This is a genomic window from Pseudarthrobacter sp. NKDBFgelt (assembly GCF_046097905.1).
In the GTDB taxonomy this organism is placed as follows: Bacteria; Actinomycetota; Actinomycetes; order Actinomycetales; family Micrococcaceae; genus Arthrobacter; species Arthrobacter polychromogenes.
The window spans coordinates 1-20557 of record NZ_JBJURL010000050.1 but is presented as its reverse complement, the minus strand read 5'-3'; the positions used below and the strand labels follow the sequence as shown (position 1 = coordinate 20557).

Sequence of the window (20557 nt, the reverse complement as noted above, 5' to 3'; positions counted from 1 at the left end):
CCACCGGTCACGGGCATGACTGCAGCGCGACGGCGGGCGGACCGCGGGACGCGAAACCGGAGGGTTAGGCCGGCGGGACCGTCCCGTGTCGCGCAGCGCCTCTAACCCGTGGCAAAATAACTACTTGTGCCCGGCCGCGCGCCACGGCACGGTCCGCTCTGGTGTAATGGCAGCACCCCGGCCTTTGGAGCCGTGGAGTATAGGTTCGAATCCTATGGGCGGAACTGCTGCGCGTGGAGCGTTCAGTAGGATGACATTCGGTGCCGCCCGCACTTCGGCCGGTCACCGTCAGCGCCAGCGTAACCAAGCAAGGAGAGCCCGTACGTGATCCCCGAGAACACCGGCCCGGCCGCAGTAATCGTCCTGGCGGCAGGCGCCGGTACCCGGATGAAGTCGCGTACCCCCAAGATTTTGCATGAGATCGGCGGCAGGTCCATGGTGGGCCACGCACTGCTGGCGGCCCGCAGCGTCAACCCCCGCCAGCTGGCCATCGTGGTCCGCCATGAACGCGACCTGGTGGCAGGCCACCTCGCGGACGTGGATCCGGCGGCCGTGATCGTGGACCAGGACGACATCCCGGGCACCGGCCGTGCCGTGGAAGTCGCCCTCCAGGCCCTCGACGCCGACCAGCACCTGACGGGCACCGTGGTGGTGACCTACGGCGACGTGCCGCTGCTCACCGGGGAACTGCTTGCGGAACTCGTGGCCACCCACGAGCGCGAGTCCAACGCCGTGACCGTGCTGACGGCCGTCCTGGACGACGCCACCGGCTACGGCAGGATCCTCCGCGGGGAGGATGGAACGGTCACCGGCATCCGTGAGCACAAGGACTCCTCAGAGGCAGAGCGTCTCATCCGGGAGGTCAATTCCGGCATTTACGCCTTCGACGCAGCAGTGCTCCGCGACGCCCTGGCCCACGTGACCACGGATAATTCACAGGGTGAAAAGTACCTGACAGACGTGCTGGGCCTGGCCCGGCAGGCGGGCGGCCGGGTTGCCGCCGTCGTCACTGCGGACCGCTGGCAGGTGGAGGGCGCCAACGACCGCGTCCAGCTCTCCGCCCTTGGCGCCGAGCTGAACCGCCGCACCGTGGAGGCCTGGATGCGTTCCGGCGTCACGGTCGTGGACCCCGCCACCACCTGGATCGACTCATCGGTGACCCTGGACGAGGATGTCCGCATCCTGCCCAACACGCAGCTTCACGGCGCCACCACCGTGGCGAGGGACGCCGTCGTCGGACCTGATACCACCCTGACGGACGTCACCATCGGCGAGGGCGCCACGGTGACCCGCACCCATGGTTCCGGGGCTGTCATCGGCGCCCGGGCCGCCGTCGGGCCCTTCACCTACCTTCGCCCCGGCACGGTGCTGGGTGAGACCGGCAAGATCGGCGCCTTCTACGAAACCAAGAATGTGACCATCGGCCGCGGCTCCAAGCTGTCGCACCTCGGATACGCCGGTGACGCCGAAATCGGCGAGGACACCAACATCGGCTGCGGAAACATCACGGCCAATTACGACGGCGAGAAGAAGCACCGCACGGTCATCGGCTCGGGCGTCCGCACGGGTTCCAACACAGTCTTCGTTGCCCCGGTCACCGTGGGGGACGGCGCCTACAGCGGCGCCGGCGCGGTGATCCGCAAGGACGTGCCCGCGGGAGCGCTCGTGCTGACCGTTGCGGCGCAGCGCAACACCGAGGGGTGGGTGGCGGCGAACCGCCCCGGAACCCGCTCCGCTGAACTGGCCCAGGCAGCCACCAAAGATTCCTCAAGTACCCCGGCATCTACAGAAGAGGGCAACCAACCATGAGCGAAATTACGGCGCGCGGCGAAAAGAAGCTGGTGCTCGCCACCGGGCGGGCCCACCCCGAGCTGGCCCGGGAAATCGCCAAGGAACTGGGTACCGAGCTGCTGCCGGTGGACGCGTACGACTTCGCCAACGGCGAGATCTACGTCCGCGCCGGCGAGAGTGTCCGCGGCACCGATGCCTTTGTCATCCAGGCCCACCCGGCACCGCTGAACAACTGGCTGATGGAACAGCTGATCATGATCGATTCGCTGAAGCGCGCCTCCGCCAAGCGCATCACGGTGGTCTCGCCGTTCTATCCCTACGCCCGCCAGGACAAGAAGGGGCGCGGCCGCGAACCCATCTCCGCCCGGCTGGTTGCGGACCTGTACAAGACGGCAGGCGCGGACCGCATCATGAGCGTGGACCTGCACACCTCGCAGATCCAGGGCTTCTTCGACGGCCCGGTGGACCACCTCATGGCCATCCCGCTGCTCGCCGACTACATCCGCACCCGGGTGGACGCCGAGAACGTCACCGTTGTCTCCCCGGACACCGGACGCGTCCGGGTGGCGGAGCAGTGGGCAGAGCGGCTGGGCGGCGCACCGCTCGCGTTCGTGCATAAGATGCGAGACCTCACCGTGCCCAACCAGGCCGTTTCCAAGACGGTGGTGGGCCAGATCGAGGGCCGCACCTGCGTCCTGATCGACGACATGATCGACACCGGCGGAACCATTTCCGGTGCCGTCCAGGTGCTGAAGAACGCCGGTGCCAAGGATGTCATCATCGCGGCCACCCACGCGGTCTTCTCCGATCCCGCCGCCAAGCGCCTCTCGGAGTCGGGCGCCCGCGAGGTAGTGGTCACCAACACCCTTCCGCTCACCGGATCCCAGCGGTTCCCCCAGCTGACCGTGCTCTCCATCGCGCCGTTGATCGCCCGGGCCGTTCGTGAGGTCTTCGACGACGGCTCGGTCACCAGCCTCTTCGACGGCAACGCCTAAGGCAGGCCCGCCGCGGCGCCGGTCCCGTTTTCAGTAAACGTGACCGGCGCTGGTAGGCTTGTCAGCGATACCTTGGCGAGGGAGAGCGCCGGTCACCGTTCACGGTCACCGGAGCGCAGGTCTCCGTTATCGACTGGGTCTGAATCTCCCTTCGAAGATGGGCATGGCTCCGGCCGCCTGGCGTTGAAGGTCGCGACAGACCTCCGCCCTTGCTGAACACCGTTTAGTTTTCAAGGAGATTTCCATGTCTGAGCAGAAGCTCGCAGCAGAAGTACGCACCGAATTCGGCAAGGGCTACGCCCGCCGCGCGCGGATGGCCAACCTCATCCCCGCTGTCATCTACGGCCACGGCGCAGACCCCATCCACATCACCCTGCCGGCGAAGGCCACCACCCTGGCTGTCCGCACCGCCAACGCCCTGCTGTCCCTGGACATCAACGGTGAAGGCCACCTGGCCCTGGTGAAGGACGTCCAGCGCGATCCCATCAAGCAGATCATCGAGCACATCGACCTCCTGACCGTCCGCCAGGGCGAAAAGGTCACGGTTGACGTTGCCGTCCACGTTTCCGGCGAAACCGCACCCGGCACCGTGCACAACCTCGAGCTCACCGTCGTGTCCCTCGAGGCCGAGGCCACCCACCTGCCGGAGTCCGTTGAGGTCAGCATCGAAGGCCGCGCAGCCGGCGAGCACATCCACGCTTCCGACCTGGTGCTGCCGAAGGGCTCCGTTCTGCTCACCGACCCCGAGGCTCTCGTGGTGAACATCTCGGAAGCTATCGAGATCGCCGAAGAAGAAGCCGGCGAGGGCACCGAAGAGGCTACTGCAGTCTCCGAGGAAGCAGCAGCCGAGTAATCAGCCTCGTTCCCCGCCAGTGGCCGGATCCCTGTGGGGGTCCGGCCACTGGCATGTCTAGTGCCCTTCACCGGTGCCGGGCGCGGCAAACCCCCACCCTAGGATTGATTCATGACTGATACCTGGCTCATCATTGGCCTCGGAAACCCGGGAGCGCAGTACCAAGGCAACAGGCACAATGTTGGCCAGATGGTGCTCGACGAACTCGCCGGCCGGATGGGTGCCGGTTTCAAGAGCCACAAGGCCCGCGCCCAGGTGCTCGAAGGACGCCTGGGCATTGGCGGACCACGCGTGGTGCTGGCAAAACCGATGAGCTACATGAATGTTTCCGGCGGCCCTGCCGCCGCGCTGGCGAACTTCTATGGCATTGCCCCTGACCATGTGGTGGCAGTCCATGACGAAATCGACATTCCGTTTAATACGGTAAAGCTCAAGATCGGCGGGGGAGAGGGCGGCCACAACGGGCTGCGGGACATCTCCAAGGCCTTGGCCACCAAGGACTACCTCCGCGTCAGGGTAGGGGTGGGGCGGCCGCCCGGGCGCATGGAAACGGCCGACTATGTCCTGCGTGACTTCGGCACTGCCGAGCTCAAGGAACTCCCCTTCCTACTGGACGAAGCAGCGGACGCAGTGGAGATCCTGGTCCGTGATGGCCTGACCGCGGCGCAGCAGAAGTTCCACCCCGCGAAGTCCGAACGCTAGCAACATGAAAACTTAAAGGCCCTTTGCCCTGTCTCGTTGTCTGTGCACCGGGGTAGTCTTCTTCCTATGCGGGGGAGCAATGGGGCTACATCCCGCTATCGCGGGGATGTAGGGGAAAAGTTCATGTCAATCGAGCCACTCAGCTGGGGACGTGGGTCAACACCCCACGACGTTGGGCTGAACAGGGATGCCTCCGGCAAGCGGGAGGGTCAGCTGTGGTCTGCCCCTGCCCGGGGCGCAAACCTCGAATCGGTCCGCACGGCCCTCACCAGCGCCGATTCCCTCGGCGTGGTGATCACCGGGGGACGCGGCGTGGGGAAGTCCTCGCTGGCCCGGGCAGCGGTCATGGACCTGGGCCCGGACGTGTGGTCGCTGCAACTCCGCAGCGGTCCGGCCGGTTCCAGCACGCCGTACGGCTGCCTTTCCTTCCTCCTCGCACGGCTTCCGCAGGCCTACATGGGCTCTCCCACGGCAATACTGCGCGGCATCACCTCCCTGATCCGCAGCGATGCGGCCGGCCGCCCCTGCGTGATCACCCTGGACACCTGCGGAAGCATTGACGAGATGAGCGCGGGGGTACTGCTGAACGTACTCCTGACCGGCACGGCGAAGATCATTGCCGTGGCGCCCAAGATCAGTGACCTGCCGGCGGACTTCCACTGGCTGCTGACGGACCGGCGCCTCGCTGAAGTCCGGCTCAGCAACCTCAACGAGCTGCAGACCCGCCAGGTCCTGTTGTCCCTCCTGGGCCACCGGGTGTCGGCATCCCTGGTGGGCACCTACCACCACATGGTGGGCGGCAACCCGCTGTTGCTGAAGGCGCTCGTCACCGAACAGCAGCTGTCCGGGAACCTCGTCCTGTCCGACTCCGTCTGGACGCTGCGGGACAAAGTGGTGCTCGATGGCGCGGCCAGCCTCGACGACATCGTCCGCTCCCGCTGGTCCAGGGAGACGCCCGAAACCCGGGAAGTCATCGAGATGCTGTCCTGCGCGCGCCGGGTGGAACTCTCAAGGCTTACTGCCATCTACAGCGCCGAAGTTGTGGCGGACATGGAAGACGGCGGGTTGCTGGAGATCGACGCCTCAGACCACCGCTGGGTGTCGTTGCGCGAAAAGTACATTGGGGATGTGGTTCGCACCTGGCTGAGCATAGCCCGGCGCAGGGAGCTGCGGAGCGTGCTCCTGGGCGGCACGGAACCCGATCCTGGCGGGATGACGGTTGAGGAACTGATGGCTTTCGCCGCCTGGACCCACGAGTGCGAGGCGGACCTGAGTCCCGCCCTTGCACTCGCGGCTGCCGACGCTGCCGTCCAGCTGTTCGACCCGCGGTTCGCCCTGACCTACGCGGAGATGCTTCGCCGGACGGACAGGGAATGGGTGGCCGGCCAGCGCCAGAAAGCCGCCGCCTACCTCCAGCTGGACATGCCCGTCCAGGCCATGGCCGCACTTGATGACATCTCGGAGCCTGAGCTTGACGGCCTCGATGTTGAGGAGTACTCCCACGTCATAGCCGCCAAGTCACACGTCATGATGTGGCTTCCGGAAGCAGCTGCCAAGGTGCCGGACCTGCTTGCGAAAGCCCGGCAGCGCCTTGAGCAGGCGCCGAGCCGCACGGCGTGGCCTGAGCCTGCTGCTGCGGCGGCCAACCGCGTGGCACTGAGCGAGTTCGAATACCGGGCCTTCGTGGGCGACTACGCCGCCATCATCCCGGCCCTTGAAAAAGCCTCGGATCCGGCTGTGAATCCGGATACCGGGCACCGTATGAATGCAGCCATCCTGCTGATGACCGCGCTGGCCATGACAGGGCGGGAAATGGATGCGCTCAGCGTCATGCGGCAGCTGGGAGGCCAGATCAGTGACGCCTCCCATATCGTCGGCCTGCGCGAACGGTACACCAAGGAAGCCTATCTGGTGCTGCTGACCGCGGGGCAGTGGCGGCGGTGCATCGACCTCCTGGGTCCGCAGGCCACGGACGAACCGCACAGCCTTCCCTTCCGGAGCGCCGCGACGGAGCTTGCGGCCGGCATCGCCTATGTCTATTCGGGCCGTGGCGCCGCTGCCTTGGACCCCCTGATCTCCGCGGCAGCACAGCTGGAGCTCCAACCTGTCCAGGCGGCACTCCGCTGCGCCTACGCAGCCATTGCACTGGCCCATGCCCAGACCGGCAATGCCGCGCAGGCACGCAAATACCTGGGCAAACTTCAGAGGACGTCCGGAAACTCCAGCTTCATTGCCGGGAGCATGGCGGAATTCTGCGCCCTTGTGGCGGGCCGCTGGCTGGGCGATCCCGACGCCGTTGCCGGGCTCAAACAGTCCGCCCGCAGGGACATGGAGGCAGGGCGCTTCACCCTGGCCGGGATCAACCTTCTCGCGGCCACCGTGAACGGCAGTGACGCGGACTTCCGCCTGCTGGAGGAGATTGCGGGCCACCGCCAGGGTCCGCTGGCAGAGATCTCCCGGCTGATCGCCGTCGGCACCAGGACCAAGGACGCCAAGACCCTCCTCGCGGGCGGCGAGCTTGCCGCCACCCTGGAGCTGGATGCCGTGGAAGCAAGGTGCATGGCCCTGGCCGTGGATTTCGCACGCCAGGACGGCGACTCGCTCACGGCACGGACAGCCCAGGCCCGGCTCGATATCCTGGCCGCCACCGTGGCCAACCTTCCCATCGTGCCCAGCAGCGGAAGCCCGCTGCTGACCAGCCGGGAACGCCAGATTGCCCGGCTGGCAGGACGCGGCGCTTCGAACCGCGACATCGCCCTGGAGATGGGCGTCTCAGTCCGTACCGTGGAAGGCCACCTCTACCAGGTCTTCACCAAACTCGGCGTTACTTCCAGGGGTGATCTGACTGGACTCGTCTAACGTGCACAAGCCCAACACCGCGCAGCGTTTCCTCACGGGGCGGAAAGAGCCGCTTGACCGGATCTGCAACATTGTCCGGAACCGTGCCAGCCAGGCTGTTTTTATTATGGCGGGGCCCGGCATTGGAAAATCCTCCCTCACTGAGGCCATTTCCGAGCGTCTTACCGGGGAAATGAATGTGCTGCAGATGCACGGCAGTACCGCCCTCGCTGCGGTCCCTTTCGGTGTCCTGACTCCATTCACCGGTGACCTGACCGCCGAGGATTCGGTCTCTCCTGTCGCCGTCCTGCGGTCCATGTGGAGCTATTTCGAGGAAGTGAAAGCCGGCAACGGGGCGCCCGTCCTGCTCATCGTTGATGATGCGCACTACCTGGACGAGGATTCTGCCGGCGTGGTGGCGGAGCTGATTTCAGCAGGTTGGGCGACAGTGGTGGCGGCGGCGAGGCCGCGGCCAGGCCTGCCACAGCCGCTGGACCAGCTCTGGTACGACGGCCTGGCCGAACGCGTGGACCTGCGTCCGCTGAACCGGGAACAGATCGAGGAAGTCCTTGCCCATGTCCTGGACGGCACCGTCCCTGACGCCACCGTGGACGCCGTCTGGAGCGCCTCCGGAGGCAACCCGCGCGTCCTGGATGCCCTGCTGCATGACGCCGCGGAGTCCGGGATCCTGGCAAAACGGAACGGAATCTGGGTCCTGCTGGGCTCCTTGCCGACGGACGGTGTACGCCTTACGGCCGTGGTCACCAAGGATCACCTCCGGCGGCGGGCGGAGGAACAGGAAGCCCTGAAATTCATCGCACTGGCCGGACCCGTGGGCCGGAAAGTGATCGAAGACATTTGCGGGGCGGCAGTTGTCCGCTCCCTGCTGGACCAGCAGATGGTTGTCGAAAACTCCGGCGTCCCCTCCGAACTCACCATCTGGAACGGGCTGTTCGCAAAGGCCATCAGGAACACCATTTCCGTGTCCCGGAGCCTGCAGCTTCTGGAGAAAATCCGGGAGCACCAGGACCCTTCAAGCCTCCGCGGGGAAGGCCGGCTGCGGTTTGTGGAATGGTCCCTTGAATGCGGCCTGCGGGTGTCCGACGCCGACATGCTGGACGCCGCACGCGAGGCACTGGCCCGCTTCCGGAACTACAGCGCCCGGTCCATTGCTGCCAAGGTGCAGGACCCTGGACTTGTCCACCTTGGGCACGCCGTGCAAGCGCGCGCCCTGTATAACGAGGGCGCCTACGCAGAAGCTGCCGCACTGCTTGATGGCAGCTGGCTGCAGCTGGCCGAAGACCCCCACGGCACGTCGGTCCTGTTGCTGTGGACCTCAGCCCACCAGGCGACTGGCCGCCCTTTGGCTGACCTGGCGGAGGACGTTCGGGAGCGCCGCCAAGGGTTGCCGGAGGCAATACGGACGGGGCAGGAAGAGCTGTTGCAGCTGCTGCAGTCCGGTGCGGACGTCAACGTGCAGGCGCTGTGCAGCCGTGTTGCGGATATCAGGAACCGCAGCTCCACGGGAAACGCCGGCGAACCTTTGAAGGCCATCGGCGAGGCGCTCCTGGCGCACGCCCTTGCCTCGGCCGGACGGGCCTCGGAAGGTCTGGACTCCGCGCTCCTTGCCGCGTCGGAGCTGCCGACGCTGGAAGACGACCTGTTCTTCTACTCCGAGTTCGTCCTGGGGCGGCTGGTCATTGACTACCTTGCCATGGGCGAGTGGGAATCCGCCGAGCGGGAACTCGAAAACTATGCGGCAGGACATGCTGCCGCAGCCGGGACGTTTAACGGCAGCCTGCAGGTGCTGCGCGGCTATTCAATGCTGCGGCAAGGCCGGATGGAGCGGGCCTACCAGCTGCTACTGCCCGCGGTGGAAGCCCTCAGGCTTAGCGATCCACTGCAGCTGTTCCGCTTCGGTTCGGCCCTCGGCTTCTACGTCGCCGCACGGCTCGGCGACACTGCCCAGGCAAAGCGGCTGGAGCAGGACTGCAAAGACGCGGTGGCAGGAGGCCCCGCCCATGAGTTCCTGGCAGACGCCTACGGTGCCGCCGCCTCAGAATACCTGGCCCGCGACGGCAAGGGCCTTGCGGCGCTGCACACCCTGGTGACCACCACGGAGGCCTCGTCAAGGGCCGGCACCCTGCTGGAGCTCCTGTCCCTGTGCTGGGACCTGGGCGATGCCTCGGTAATCCCCATGGTGCACAACGCGGCCCGCGCCGTGGAGGGCCGCTGGGCAGCTGCACTGCTGAAGCTGGCCGCCGACTGGGAGGCCGCTGACGGGGATACCCTGATGGAAACTGCCGCGGCGCTGGAGGAATCCGGCTTCGTCAACCTCGCCCGTGAGGCCTATGCCCGCGCCAGCACGGTGCTGGACCAAGCAGGGGAGCGGCGGCGGTCCAGGCAGGCAGTCGCCCAGCGCGAGAAGTGTGACCACGAACTCGGCGAGCGGTTCCGGGAAGGCCGGTTCATTGCGGCGGCCCCCGCGGTCCATCTCACCCGCCGTGAACAGGACATCGTTGAGCTCGCCGTACAGGGCCTCACGGACCGCGAGATCGCCCAGCGCCTGATGGTCTCCGTCAGGACAGTGGAGGGGCACCTGTACCGCACCTACGTGAAGCTGGGCGTACGCAGCCGGGACGAGCTGGACTCGGCACTTCCCAAGTAGCCGGCACCCGGACATCGACGCCTCCAGGCTGCTCCAGTGGACGCAGCCGGGCGTCCTCCTGCCCTTTCCGCGTTTGCTCGTGGCGCCCGCCCACGGTTGGAAGCATGCCTACCGGGTATCAGCCCCCGTTCCCGGTAGTACCCGGTCATGGAATTCGAGTACTGCCTACTCGTGTACGTCCGGGCCCCGCAGGCTTTACTTAAAGAGGTGAAGGAAGCGGCCGGTACACAGGCCGCAAACCCTCGCCTGAGAAGTTCAAGGTCTCGCAAGCTTCCGGTCACGGTGACCGGGCCAGACGGGGCCGGCGACGTCAGAGTCTTCTGAGACCGAGACTCTCCCCCCAGCCGTCGCCGGCCCTCCAATCCGCGGGGCTGAAGCCCGGAGCGGACGTGGCGGCTGCCCCTCCCGGGCGGCCGCCACAGCCGTGCTGTGGGACAATTGAGTGTCCTGGTTGGCATCTCAAGGAGTACGTCTTGGCCGTAGTATCAACGCCGCCCACGCTGGAGCGCGCCCTGCCGGTCATGGATAACGCCGAGGTCCTCCGTATCCGCAATGACTTCCCGGTCCTGAACCAGCTGGTCAATGGCCAGCCGCTGGTCTACCTCGATTCCGGGGCCACCTCCCAGAACCCCCTGAGCGTCATTGAAGCCGAGCAGGAATTCTATGAGCAGCGCAATGCCGCGGTGCACCGTGGCGCCCACCATCTCGCAGTGGAGGCCACCGAGGTGTTTGAGGATGCCCGGCAGACCATCGCTGACTTCATCGGCGCTGACTACGCGGAAACCATCTGGACCTCGAACGCCACCGAGGGCCTGAACCTGATCAGCTATGCCTTGTCCAACGCCGGCTTGTGGGCCGCCCAGGGCCGGGGTGACGCGGGGCTCAAAGAGCTTGCCCTGAACCCGGGCGATGAAATTGTGGTGACGGAAATGGAGCACCACGCCAACCTGATTCCCTGGCAGGAACTGGCCTTCCGCACCGGCGCCACCCTGCGCTACATCCCCATCGACGACGCCGGATCACTCCGCATGGACCTGGCCGGTGGCATCATCGGGAGCCGTACCCGGGTGCTGGCGTTCACCCACGCTTCAAATGTCCTGGGGACCATCACCCCCGTCGCAGAGCTTGTCGGGCTGGCCCGGAAAGCCGGCGCGCTGGTGGTCCTGGACGCGTGCCAGTCAGCCCCGCACCTGCCTCTGGACGTCAAGGGACTCGATGTCGACTTTGCTGTCTTCTCCGGCCATAAGATGCTTGCCCCCACAGGAATCGGGGTGCTGTACGGGAAACAGGAACTGCTGGACATCCTGCCGCCCTTCCTCACCGGCGGCTCCATGATCACCACCGTCACCATGGAACGGGCTGAGTACCTTCCCGCACCCCAGCGCTTCGAAGCCGGTACGCAGAGGATTTCCCAGGCGGTGGCTCTTGCGGCGGCGGCGAACTACCTCACGGAAACGGGCCTGGACCGGATCCACCAGTGGGAAGCCGGGCTCGGCCAACGCATGGTTGCCGGACTGGAGTCCATCCCGGGGATCCGGGTCCTGGGTCCGGCCGCCGGACAGGAACGGATCGGTCTTGCCGCCTTCGATGTCGAGGGTGTCCATGCCCATGACGTGGGGCAGTTCCTGGACTCGAAGGGAATTGCCGTGCGCGTTGGCCACCACTGCGCCCAGCCCCTGCATCGCCGGCTGGGATTGACGGCCACCACCAGGGCAAGCGCCTACCTGTACAACACAACGCACGACGTCGACCAGTTCCTGGATGCCGTCGCCGGCGTGCGGGCCTATTTCCGCGCATAGCAGGGAAGACCGAAGGTAACACCATGAGCCTTGACCAGCTGTACCAGCAGATCATCCTGGACCATTCCAAGGCCCGGCACGGCAGCGGCCTTGCGGGGACAGCGGCGCCCGAGGGCGCGAACACCGGCCAGTCGCACCAGCTCAACCCGGTGTGCGGGGACGAAGTCACCCTGAGGGTCGCCGTCGAGGACGGAAAAGTGGCCCAGGTTTCGTGGGACGGGGCGGGCTGCTCCATCTCCATGGCGTCCGCATCGGTGCTCAGTGAACTGGCCGAGGGCATGACGGTGGCGGAGCTGCACCAGGCCATCGACAGCTTCCGCGAAGTCCTGCGCTCACGCGGGAAAGTCTCCGCGGATCCTGACCTGCTGGGGGACGCTGCGGCGTTCGAAGGCGTTGCCCGCTATGCGGCCCGGGTCAAGTGCGCCATGATTTCCTGGGTTGCCGCGGAGGACGCACTCAACCAGGCCGCCTGAGCCCGGAGTCCCTCCTCGGGGTTCCCTGGGACAACAAAAGGCCCTCCTCCCGACGGGACGAGGGCCTTACATCATGCACTTTAAGATTGCAGTGCGGTTACTGCCGGCAGGCCCGTTCAGCCGGCCATCGCCATGACGCCGATGACGGCAGTGGCGGCGCCAAGCACCATGGAGATGCTCACCAGCACCACATGGACGGTCAGGAACCTGGTGGCCTTGCCAGCGGAGTTCCGGGCGCGCGGATCCTTCATGACCCGGCGCAGGAACTGCGGCCAGACCACCAGGGACCAGACTCCCGCAATGATGAGGACCAGTGAGGCGAAAACCGGCAGTTCCACGGGTTAGTGGCTTTCCAGCCAGGCCTGTGCCTGCTTGGCCTGCAGGTTCAGGGCCTTTGCCACCATCGGCTCAGCGGCGTCAGCAATCTTCCCGCCAAGGAACGGCACCGAGGACTTTACTGCGCCTTCAAGCTCAACGCGGGTGCCGCCGTCGGCAGCCACGAGCCGCTGCACGGCGGTGACGTCAACGGGTGCGCCGGAAATCTTCAGCGAGATGTTGCTCTGGCGGGAGCCGTCCGCAGCCGGAGCGTCCCAGTTTTCCACCTGGGTGACCTTGAGCTGCTCACCCACGAACTTACGGGCGATCTCGGGGAGGCGGGTGGTGGGCAGGGTCCGCACGGAAGTGGCGCTGAAGGCTCCGGCAACGTCTCCCTCCACGGTGAAGGACTCCAGTGAGCCGCCCACGAGCTGGCTGACGTGGCGCTGGAAGTCCTCGTTCACCAGGACAGCTGCCACGTTGTCGACGGAGTGCGGAAGGGTGGTGGTTGCGCTCAGGGCCATGTGTCCTCCTGGGACGTGCGGAACGGTTTTAACTCCACACATCCTACGGGCTTTGCTCTGCGTGCTCCGCATCCGCGATCTTTTGGGCAGCGGTGGTGATGTTCCGTGCCATGGCCGGGAAGATCAGGCTGTGGAAGGGAAGCACGGCCAGCCAGTACAGCCTTCCGCTGAGCCCTTTGGGGAAGAAGATGGCACGCTGGCGGTAGCGGCTCCCGGCCCCGTCAGGCTCCACGGAGAGCTCCAGCCAGGCACGCCCCGGAGCCCGCATCTCGGCCCGCAGCCGCAGCAGCTTCCCGCGGTCGATCCGTTCCACACGCCACCAGTCAACAACCTCCCCGGTGGCCAGGGTGTGGGGATGCCGCCGCCCGCGCAGGAGCCCGGCGCCCCCGGTCAGCTTGTCCAGCCAGCCGCGCACCTGCCATGCCAAGGGGAGGGAGTACCAGCCGTTCCGCCCGCCGATGCCTTCGATCACTGTCCACACGTGGGCAGGGTCCACGTCGCCGTGGAAGGTCCGCTCGTCGATGTAGACCTTGTGCCCGGCCCACTCGGGGTCGCTGGGCAGGGGATCGGAAGCAGCCCCGGCATTGGCCCACGTTGTTTGCACCTGGCCGTCGCGTTCCTTGCCGAGGGCCAGGGCGACGGCGGTGCGGTAGGTGGTCAGTCCTCCCTCGGGCTGCGGGATGAACTGGTCGATGTCGTGCTCGTCGGACACGGCATCGTGCTGGAGCGACTGGACCAGCGGTACGGCCATGGATAACGGGATGGGGGTGGTCAGGGCAACCCACATGCCGGCAAGCTTGGGCGCCGGGACGGGCAGCGCCAGCACCACCCGGTAGGGGAGCCCGGCCTCGGCCGCGTATTCCTTCATCATGCCGGCGTAGGTGAGGACCTGCCGGCAGCCGATGTCGAACGTGCGGTTGATGGGCCCCTCAAGGGACGCCGCCGAGACAAGGTAGTACAGGACGTCCCGCACCGCGATGGCTTCGATCCGGTTGCGGACCCAGCTGGGTGCCGGCATGAGCGGCAGCGTCTCGGAGAGGTGGCGGATCATTTCGAAAGACGCCGAGCCTGAGCCGATCACCACGCCGGCCTGGAACACGATGGCGTCCACGGGGCTGTCCAGGAAGACTTTCCCCACCGCTTCGCGGGAGCGCATGTGCGTGGACAGTTCGACTCCCGTGGGGTGCAGCCCGCCGAGGTAGACAATCCTGCCGACTCCCGCGGCCGCAGCGGCCTCGGCCGCCGTCCGGGCCATGGCCTGCTCCTTGGTTTCAAAGCCTGACCCGGCCGCCATGGAATGCACCAGGTAGTAGAAGACGTCGACGCCGTCCAGCGCCTCCCGGAGCGCTGCGCCGTCGTCAAGGCTGCTTTCGACGACCTCCACGTGGTCCCGCCACGGCACTCCGGCGATTTTGTCAGGGGAGCGCACCAGGACCTTCACCGTGTGGCCGGCCTCCAGGAGCTTGGGCACAAGCCGGCCCCCGATGTAGCCGGTGGCTCCGGTGACCAAAACGGTCTTGGGTGTCCGCGGGGTGCTGCTGGTTTCAGTCATGGTGGCTCCTTATCGTCCACAGGCCATTCGGAGCGGCCCGCGGTCTGGACGGCTGCTGCCTGCGAAGACTGTTGCCGGCATCAGCTGCCGGCCTCGTCCGTCACTGCCAGCCTAGCCCTGCGCCAGGTTGCCAGTCCCGCGCCAGGGTGCCAGCCCTGTTCCAGCGCGCTGGTTTTGTGCCAGCCACGCATTGTCGGAGCTGCGCGGTAGGCTGGGTTTACCCGGGATTCGCAGCGAATTTCGGGTTTTCGCGTTGCCTGCTTTTTCCGTAACACCACAGGAGCTTCTGCCATGAGCCTTCCCGGCCCGTCCAATCACGGTCCGTCCCTGGACGGACTCCGCCGCACACTCGCCGCGGACCAGACCTTCGCGCGCGTCCGCGCCGAGGCTGCCCGCGGCTTCGCGGTCCGCGGCCAGGATTACCAGATCAGCGCACCCGCCGGGCTGAGGGCTGTGCTTCTTGCTGAGATGGCGGACGGCATAGCCGCAGCCGGCACAGCGGACGACGCCGGCGGGTCCGGTGTGGTTCTGGCCGTCACCGCGACCGGCCGTGAGGCTGAGGACCTGACGGCAGCGCTGCGGGCATACCTGCCGGCCGACTGCGTGGCCGAGTTTCCCAGCTGGGAGACCCTGCCGCACGAGCGCCTCTCGCCCCGTTCAGACACTGTGGGCCGGCGACTCTCAGTGCTTCGCAGGCTGGCGCATCCGGAAACGTCGACGGTGGGCCCAGTCCGGATTGTGGTGGCTCCCGTCCGCGCCGTGGTCCAGCCGGTGGTTGCAGGCCTGGGCGAGCTCGTCCCGGTTACCTTGAAGGTGGGCCAGGAACGGCCCTTCACCGAGGTGGTGCGGAGCCTCTCCGACGCAGCCTACGCCCGGGTGGACATGGTGACGCACCGCGGTGAATTTGCCGTCCGCGGCGGGATCATCGACGTCTTTCCGCCCACCGAGGACCACCCCATCCGCGTGGAATTCTTTGGCGACGAAGTGGACCAGATGCGCTGGTTCGCCGTGGCAGACCAGCGCTCGCTGTCCTCGCCCGGCCTGCACCACCCCACCGAGCTGCACGCGCCGCCCTGCCGCGAAATCCTCATCACCCCGTCCGTGATGTCCCGGGCAGCCACCCTCAAGGCGCAGCTCCCGGCAGCGGCAGACATGCTTGAAAAGATCGCCGGCGGGATCGCCGTGGAGGGCATGGAATCCCTGGCTCCGGTGCTGGTGGACGCCATGGTCCCGTTCGTGGAGCAACTGCCTGCGGGTTCCATCTCGGTCATCATTGAACCCGAGAAAGTCCGCACCCGCGCCCACGACCTCGCGGCCACCAACGAGGAGTTCCTCGAAGCGGCCTGGTCCACCGCGTCCGACGGCGGCACGGCGCCTTTGGACCTGACCTCGCAGGCGAGTGCCGCGCTCCACTCCGCCAGCTTCCGGTCCCTCACGGAAACGCGCACCTCCTCCCTGGAGCACGGGGTCTCCTGGTGGTCCATCACGTCGCTGGCGCAGGACGAGGAACTGCTCCCGGATATTGACGTCCTGAACCTGCATGCCAGGGAACCGCGGGGCTACCAGGGCGATGTGGCCGAGATGATGGACTTCATCGGTTCCCACGTCCGGGACCAGTGGCGGATCGTCGTCGCCACTGAAGGCCCCGGGCCCGCCCAGCGCCTGGCGGAGCTGTTCCACGAGAACGACATCCCCTGCGCCCGGGTGGACAGCCTGGACCACGAGCCCCAGGCGGGCATCATCGAGGTGACCACTGCCGCCGTCGGACGCGGTTTTGTCCTGGACGGCCTCAAACTGGGCCTGCTCACCGAAGCCGACCTGCTGGGGCGCACCTCCGCCGGATCCACCAAGGACATGCGCCGGATGCCTTCTAAGCGGCGGAACGCGGTGGACCCGCTGCAGCTCGTGGCCGGGGACCACGTGGTCCACGAACAGCATGGCATTGGAAAGTTCGTGGAATTGATCCAGAGGAAGGTCGCCGGTGGCGGTGACGGGGTGCGCGAGTACCTGGTGCTGGAGTATGCACCGTCCAAGCGCGGCGCGCCGGGGGACCGGCTCTTCGTTCCCACGGACCAGCTGGACCAGGTGACCCGCTACGTGGGCGGGGATACCCCCGTCCTGAGCAAGATGGGCGGCGCGGACTGGGCCAGCACCAAGTCCAAGGCGCGCAAGGCCGTCAAGGAGATCGCCGGGGAGCTCATCCGGCTGTACTCTGCCCGGATGGCATCCCGCGGGCACGCATTCGGGCCTGACACCCCCTGGCAGCGCGAGCTGGAGGAAGCCTTCCCCTACGTGGAGACCCCGGACCAGCTGACCACCATCAACGAGGTCAAGGCCGACATGGAGCGCGAGATCCCCATGGACCGGCTGGTCTCCGGCGATGTGGGCTACGGCAAGACGGAGATCGCGGTACGCGCCGCGTTCAAGGCGGTCCAGGACGGCAAGCAGGTGGCCGTCCTCGTGCCCACCACGCTGCTGGCCCAGCAGCACTACGAGACCTTCACCGAACGGTTCTCCGGCTTCCCCCTGCGCGTGAAGCCGCTCTCCCGTTTCCAGGCGTCCAAGGAAGCCAAGGAGACGGCGGAAGGCGTCAAGAACGGCACCGTGGACGTGGTGATCGGCACGCACCGGCTCCTGTCCAAGGATTTCGAGTTCAAGGACCTTGGCCTGGTGATCGTGGACGAGGAACAGCGCTTCGGGGTGGAGCATAAGGAAGCGCTCAAGAAGATGCGCACCAACGTGGACGTGCTCGCCATGAGCGCAACCCCCATCCCGCGCACCCTGGAGATGTCCCTCACCGGCATCCGGGAAACCTCCACCCTGGCCACGCCGCCGGAGGAACGGCACCCGGTCCTGACGTACGTGGGCCCCTACACGGACAAACAGACCTCCGCCGCCATCCGCCGGGAGCTGATGCGCGAAGGCCAGGTGTTCTTCGTCCACAACCGGGTGTCCACCATCGAACGGACGGCCGCCAAGATCCGTGAGCTGGTGCCCGAGGCCCGGGTCGAGGTGGCGCACGGCAAGATGTCCGAAAGCCGCCTGGAACAGATCATCGTGGACTTCTGGGAGAAGCGCTTTGACGTCCTGGTGTGCACGACCATCATCGAAACCGGGCTGGACATCTCCAACGCCAACACCCTGATCGTGGACGGCGCGGACAAGTACGGCCTGTCCCAGCTGCACCAGCTCCGCGGACGCGTGGGCCGCGGCCGGGAACGCGCCTACGCTTACTTCCTCTACCCGTCGGAGAAGCCGCTGGGCGAGGTGGCCCTGGAGCGGCTCAAAGCCGTGGCCACGCACAACGAGCTCGGCGCGGGCATGCAGCTGGCCATGAAGGACCTGGAAATCCGCGGTGCCGGCAACCTGCTGGGCGGTGAACAGTCCGGCCACATCCAGGGCGTCGGATTCGACCTGTACATCCGCCTTGTGGGCGAGGCCGTGGCGGACTTCCGCGGCGAGGCCGAGGAAAAGGCAGCAGAGATGAAGATCGAACTGCCGGTGAACGCCCACCTTCCGCACGACTACGTGCCTGGGGAGCGGCTGCGCCTGGAGGCGTACCGCAAGCTCGCCGCTGCGCTCACCAACGAGGCCATCGACGAGGTCCTGGCGGAACTGGTGGACCGGTACGGAGAGCCGCCGCTGCCGGCCCAGAACCTTGTGTCCGTGGCCCGCTTCCGCGTGGGCGCCCGTGAAGCCGGCCTGTCCGATGTTGCCCTGCAGGGCAACTTCATCAAGTTCTCGCCGGCCACCCTTCCGGAATCCAAAGTCATGCGGCTGAATCGCATGTATCCGGGGTCCCAGTCCAAGCCGGCGCTTGATGCCGTGCTGGTCCCCAAACCGAAGACGGCAAGGATCGGCGGGCGTGACCTGCAGGATGCGGAGATCCTGGAATGGGCCAACGGGGTCATCCGCAACATCTTCTCCGACGCGCCGCTCGCCGCCCCGGCAGTCAGCGGATAGCCGCATGATGGGAGGACACCACGCCGCGTCGGGAGCCGCGGCGTGGGTGGCCATTGCCTCGACAGGCCCCTACACGCTGGGCTGGTACCCGCTGGATGCCACCGGGATCCTGATCGGCGGAATGGCGACGGCGGGAACAGCCCTGGTGTGTGACTGGGACCACCGGCACAGCACAGTAGCGAATTCCCTGCCGCCGCTGTCCAACGTGATTGCCGTCGGAATTGAAAATGCCAGCGGCGGACACCGCCAGGGGACGCACTCCGTCCTCGGCGCGGCCTTCTTTGTCCTGCTGGCCACGCTGGCGGGGCAGGTCCAGCTGCAAACGGACTGGGGCCTGCTGTCCGTGGGCGCCGGGCTGCTGTGCATGTTCATGATCAACATTGCGGCCAAGGCCTTGAAGCTGTTCCCGAAGGCGGGGTTCATCAGCAATTGGATCTTTGCGCTGACCATGGCGGGCCTGGTCACCTGGTTCGCGCCGGACCAGTGGACCTGGCTTCCGGTATCCATGCTGACGGGCGTTGTGGTCCATATCGTGGGGGACCTGGTCACCACCGGCGGTGTTCCTCTGCTGTGGCCCCTGGTGATCAGGCCGCCGAAACCCCTGCGCCGGGTGCCGCTGCTGCGCCAGGTGTGGCGGCCCAACGGGGCACTGTCCCTCCCGCTGCTGGGACGGGCCGGGTCAAAACGCGAGTGGCTTGTCCTGATCCCGGTGAGCGCCTACGCCATGGTGGGCCTGTCCGTGGCCGCCTGGTCCTTGGCCAACGCCCACTGGGGCCGCGCGGCCGATGCCGCGGTGGCGTGGGCGCGCATCTGGTTCTGAACCTGAAACACAAAGAACCCTTGGACAGTTCGGTCCAAGGGTTCTTTGTGTTTCAGCTGCTTATGTGGGCCTAGTGTTCGCCGGCGGAGTCCGAGCGGCCCAGGATGCTCTGCGGAATCCAGAAGGCCAGGGCAAACAGGCCAAGGCAGACTGCCATGGGCCAGGGGTTATCCAGTGTCAGGAAGGAGAGCGAGTACACGGATCCCAGGAACAGCGCGATCATGACGACAAAAAGGAGGATGCTCGTGCCGAGCTTGTTCTCGTTCTGCGGGGTCTGGATGGTCCCTTCGTGGGACGATGAGCCCTGGCTGGACGCCGTGATCTTGCTGGACATAGTTCCTCCTCGGCCCCGCGGGGCTCAATCTGTGGCGGCTTCCGGTGCCTTCAGTACGACGATGAACCCTGTTCACCGTTCACAATGGCAATCCCGGAGCTGGCACCAATACGTGTTGCACCTGCTGCAATCATAGCCTGCGCATCAGCAAGGGACCGTATACCGCCGGAGGCCTTGACGCCCAGGCCGGGCCCCACCGTTGCGCGCATCAGGGCGATGTCCTCCGCTGTTGCACCGCCGCCGTTGAACCCGGTGGAGGTCTTCACAAAGTCCGCGCCGGCTTCCACGGCTGCCTCGCAGGCCGTGACCTTCTGGCTGTCGGTGAGCAGCGCGGTTTCGATAATGACCTTCAGGATCGCGCCGCTGGCGTGCACTGCCTCGGCCACGGAGGAGATGTCCTCGATGAGCGCGCCCTTGTCCCCGGCCCTGGCAGCGGCGATGTTGATGACCATGTCCACTTCATCGGCCCCGTCCAGCACCGCGCCGCGGGCTTCGAAGGTCTTGACGTCGGTGGGGGTGGCACCCAGCGGAAACCCCACCACTGAGCAGGTGAGGACCCCGGTGCCCCGGAGTGCGGTCTTGACGGTTTTGACCCAGACGGGGTTGACGCAGACGGACTTGAAACCGTATTCCGCCGCTTCCGCGCACACCTGGAGGACGTCGGTTTCCCCAGCCTCAGGCTTCAGCAGCGTGTGGTCGATGTAGGACGCTATGCTGCCGGAACCTTCTGCGCCGGTGGCTGCTGTCTGAACGGAAGGGGTGGCTTCGTTGCTCATGATGGTCCTCTCCAGGGGCCTGTGGGCCGGGCGTTGTAACGCCCGTGACTCGTTTCGGAACCATCTTGCCACAGCCCGGATCGGCGCCCGCCCGGGGACGGGCGGACCTCCCGTCAGGCCGCGGCCTGCAGCGGGACGGCGCTCGAGCCAGATC

At 66.6% G+C, this 20557-nt stretch carries 15 protein-coding genes and 1 tRNA gene; 11 read left to right on the top strand and 5 right to left on the bottom strand.

Features of this window, described 5'->3' with window-relative positions:
• Positions 1–152 precede the first annotated feature (152 nt).
• From ACKAE7_RS13860 to sufU, 9 genes are all read left to right on the top strand, one after another.
• Positions 153–224: transfer RNA gene (locus ACKAE7_RS13860), tRNA-Gln, on the top strand.
• A 100-nt stretch (positions 225–324) separates the two neighbouring features.
• Complete coding sequence (gene glmU / locus ACKAE7_RS13855) at positions 325–1809, top strand: bifunctional UDP-N-acetylglucosamine diphosphorylase/glucosamine-1-phosphate N-acetyltransferase GlmU (RefSeq protein WP_408979471.1); 1485 nt, start codon at positions 325–327, stop codon at positions 1807–1809.
• Positions 1806–2786 (top strand): ribose-phosphate diphosphokinase, encoded by a 981-nt coding sequence (locus ACKAE7_RS13850; RefSeq protein ID WP_104185336.1) that lies wholly within the window; start codon positions 1806–1808, stop codon positions 2784–2786. The genes glmU and ACKAE7_RS13850 overlap by 4 nt, the downstream gene beginning before the upstream one ends.
• A 244-nt stretch (positions 2787–3030) precedes the next feature.
• Positions 3031–3639, top strand: a complete 609-nt coding sequence (locus ACKAE7_RS13845) for a 50S ribosomal protein L25/general stress protein Ctc (RefSeq protein WP_188809236.1) — start codon at positions 3031–3033, stop codon at positions 3637–3639.
• 111 nt (positions 3640–3750) lie between these two features.
• Positions 3751–4341, top strand: a complete 591-nt coding sequence (gene pth / locus ACKAE7_RS13840; RefSeq protein WP_188730268.1) for an aminoacyl-tRNA hydrolase — start codon at positions 3751–3753, stop codon at positions 4339–4341.
• Between the two features lie 123 nt (positions 4342–4464).
• Complete coding sequence (locus ACKAE7_RS13835; RefSeq protein ID WP_408979470.1) at positions 4465–7200, top strand: LuxR C-terminal-related transcriptional regulator; 2736 nt, start codon at positions 4465–4467, stop codon at positions 7198–7200.
• A gap of 1 nt (position 7201) precedes the next feature.
• Positions 7202–9847, top strand: a complete 2646-nt coding sequence (locus ACKAE7_RS13830; protein ID WP_321201376.1) for a helix-turn-helix transcriptional regulator — start codon at positions 7202–7204, stop codon at positions 9845–9847.
• A gap of 473 nt (positions 9848–10320) precedes the next feature.
• On the top strand, positions 10321–11646 hold the full coding sequence (locus ACKAE7_RS13825; RefSeq protein WP_188809238.1) for a SufS family cysteine desulfurase: 1326 nt from the start codon (positions 10321–10323) through the stop codon (positions 11644–11646).
• 23 nt (positions 11647–11669) lie between these two features.
• Complete coding sequence (gene sufU / locus ACKAE7_RS13820) at positions 11670–12119, top strand: Fe-S cluster assembly sulfur transfer protein SufU (RefSeq protein ID WP_104185331.1); 450 nt, start codon at positions 11670–11672, stop codon at positions 12117–12119.
• A 116-nt stretch (positions 12120–12235) separates the two neighbouring features.
• Here the strand turns inward: sufU and ACKAE7_RS13815 are convergent, their stop codons facing one another.
• From ACKAE7_RS13815 to ACKAE7_RS13805, 3 genes are read right to left on the bottom strand one after another with little or no spacing between them, the layout of a single operon-like run.
• Positions 12236–12457, bottom strand: a complete 222-nt coding sequence (locus tag ACKAE7_RS13815; protein ID WP_188809239.1) for an SCO4848 family membrane protein — start codon at positions 12455–12457, stop codon at positions 12236–12238.
• Between the two features lie 3 nt (positions 12458–12460).
• A complete protein-coding gene (locus ACKAE7_RS13810; protein ID WP_188809240.1) occupies positions 12461–12958 on the bottom strand; it encodes a DUF2505 domain-containing protein in 498 nt (165 codons plus the stop codon).
• A gap of 43 nt (positions 12959–13001) precedes the next feature.
• Positions 13002–14510, bottom strand: coding sequence for an SDR family oxidoreductase (locus ACKAE7_RS13805; RefSeq protein WP_190610671.1), 1509 nt, complete (start codon positions 14508–14510; stop codon positions 13002–13004).
• A 291-nt stretch (positions 14511–14801) separates the two neighbouring features.
• Between ACKAE7_RS13805 and mfd the strand changes: the two genes are divergently transcribed.
• Together mfd and ACKAE7_RS13795 are read left to right on the top strand one after the other, a co-directional pair.
• Complete coding sequence (gene mfd / locus ACKAE7_RS13800) at positions 14802–18473, top strand: transcription-repair coupling factor (protein ID WP_190610669.1); 3672 nt, start codon at positions 14802–14804, stop codon at positions 18471–18473.
• A gap of 4 nt (positions 18474–18477) precedes the next feature.
• A complete protein-coding gene (locus ACKAE7_RS13795; protein ID WP_188809243.1) occupies positions 18478–19293 on the top strand; it encodes a metal-dependent hydrolase in 816 nt (271 codons plus the stop codon).
• Between the two features lie 70 nt (positions 19294–19363).
• Here ACKAE7_RS13795 and ACKAE7_RS13790 read toward each other — a convergent pair whose 3' ends face one another.
• Positions 19364–19627, bottom strand: a complete 264-nt coding sequence (locus tag ACKAE7_RS13790; protein WP_188809244.1) for a hypothetical protein — start codon at positions 19625–19627, stop codon at positions 19364–19366.
• A gap of 50 nt (positions 19628–19677) precedes the next feature.
• Positions 19678–20403 (bottom strand): deoxyribose-phosphate aldolase, encoded by a 726-nt coding sequence (deoC, locus tag ACKAE7_RS13785; RefSeq protein WP_188809245.1) that lies wholly within the window; start codon positions 20401–20403, stop codon positions 19678–19680.
• Positions 20404–20557: the final 154 nt, after the last annotated feature.

Bases quoted from the DNA above. Each gene is read 5' to 3' on its own strand.
- ACKAE7_RS13835 (WP_408979470.1), top strand. From the start codon at position 4,465: ATGTCAATCGAGCCACTCAGCTGGGGACGTGGGTCAACACCCCACGAC.
- mfd (WP_190610669.1), top strand. From the start codon at position 14,802: ATGAGCCTTCCCGGCCCGTCCAATCACGGTCCGTCCCTGGACGGACTC.
- pth (WP_188730268.1), top strand. From the start codon at position 3,751: ATGACTGATACCTGGCTCATCATTGGCCTCGGAAACCCGGGAGCGCAG.
- ACKAE7_RS13790 (WP_188809244.1), bottom strand. From the start codon at position 19,627: ATGTCCAGCAAGATCACGGCGTCCAGCCAGGGCTCATCGTCCCACGAA.
- ACKAE7_RS13810 (WP_188809240.1), bottom strand. From the start codon at position 12,958: ATGGCCCTGAGCGCAACCACCACCCTTCCGCACTCCGTCGACAACGTG.
- deoC (WP_188809245.1), bottom strand. From the start codon at position 20,403: ATGAGCAACGAAGCCACCCCTTCCGTTCAGACAGCAGCCACCGGCGCA.
- sufU (WP_104185331.1), top strand. From the start codon at position 11,670: ATGAGCCTTGACCAGCTGTACCAGCAGATCATCCTGGACCATTCCAAG.
- ACKAE7_RS13805 (WP_190610671.1), bottom strand. From the start codon at position 14,510: ATGACTGAAACCAGCAGCACCCCGCGGACACCCAAGACCGTTTTGGTC.
- ACKAE7_RS13845 (WP_188809236.1), top strand. From the start codon at position 3,031: ATGTCTGAGCAGAAGCTCGCAGCAGAAGTACGCACCGAATTCGGCAAG.
- ACKAE7_RS13850 (WP_104185336.1), top strand. From the start codon at position 1,806: ATGAGCGAAATTACGGCGCGCGGCGAAAAGAAGCTGGTGCTCGCCACC.
- ACKAE7_RS13795 (WP_188809243.1), top strand. From the start codon at position 18,478: ATGATGGGAGGACACCACGCCGCGTCGGGAGCCGCGGCGTGGGTGGCC.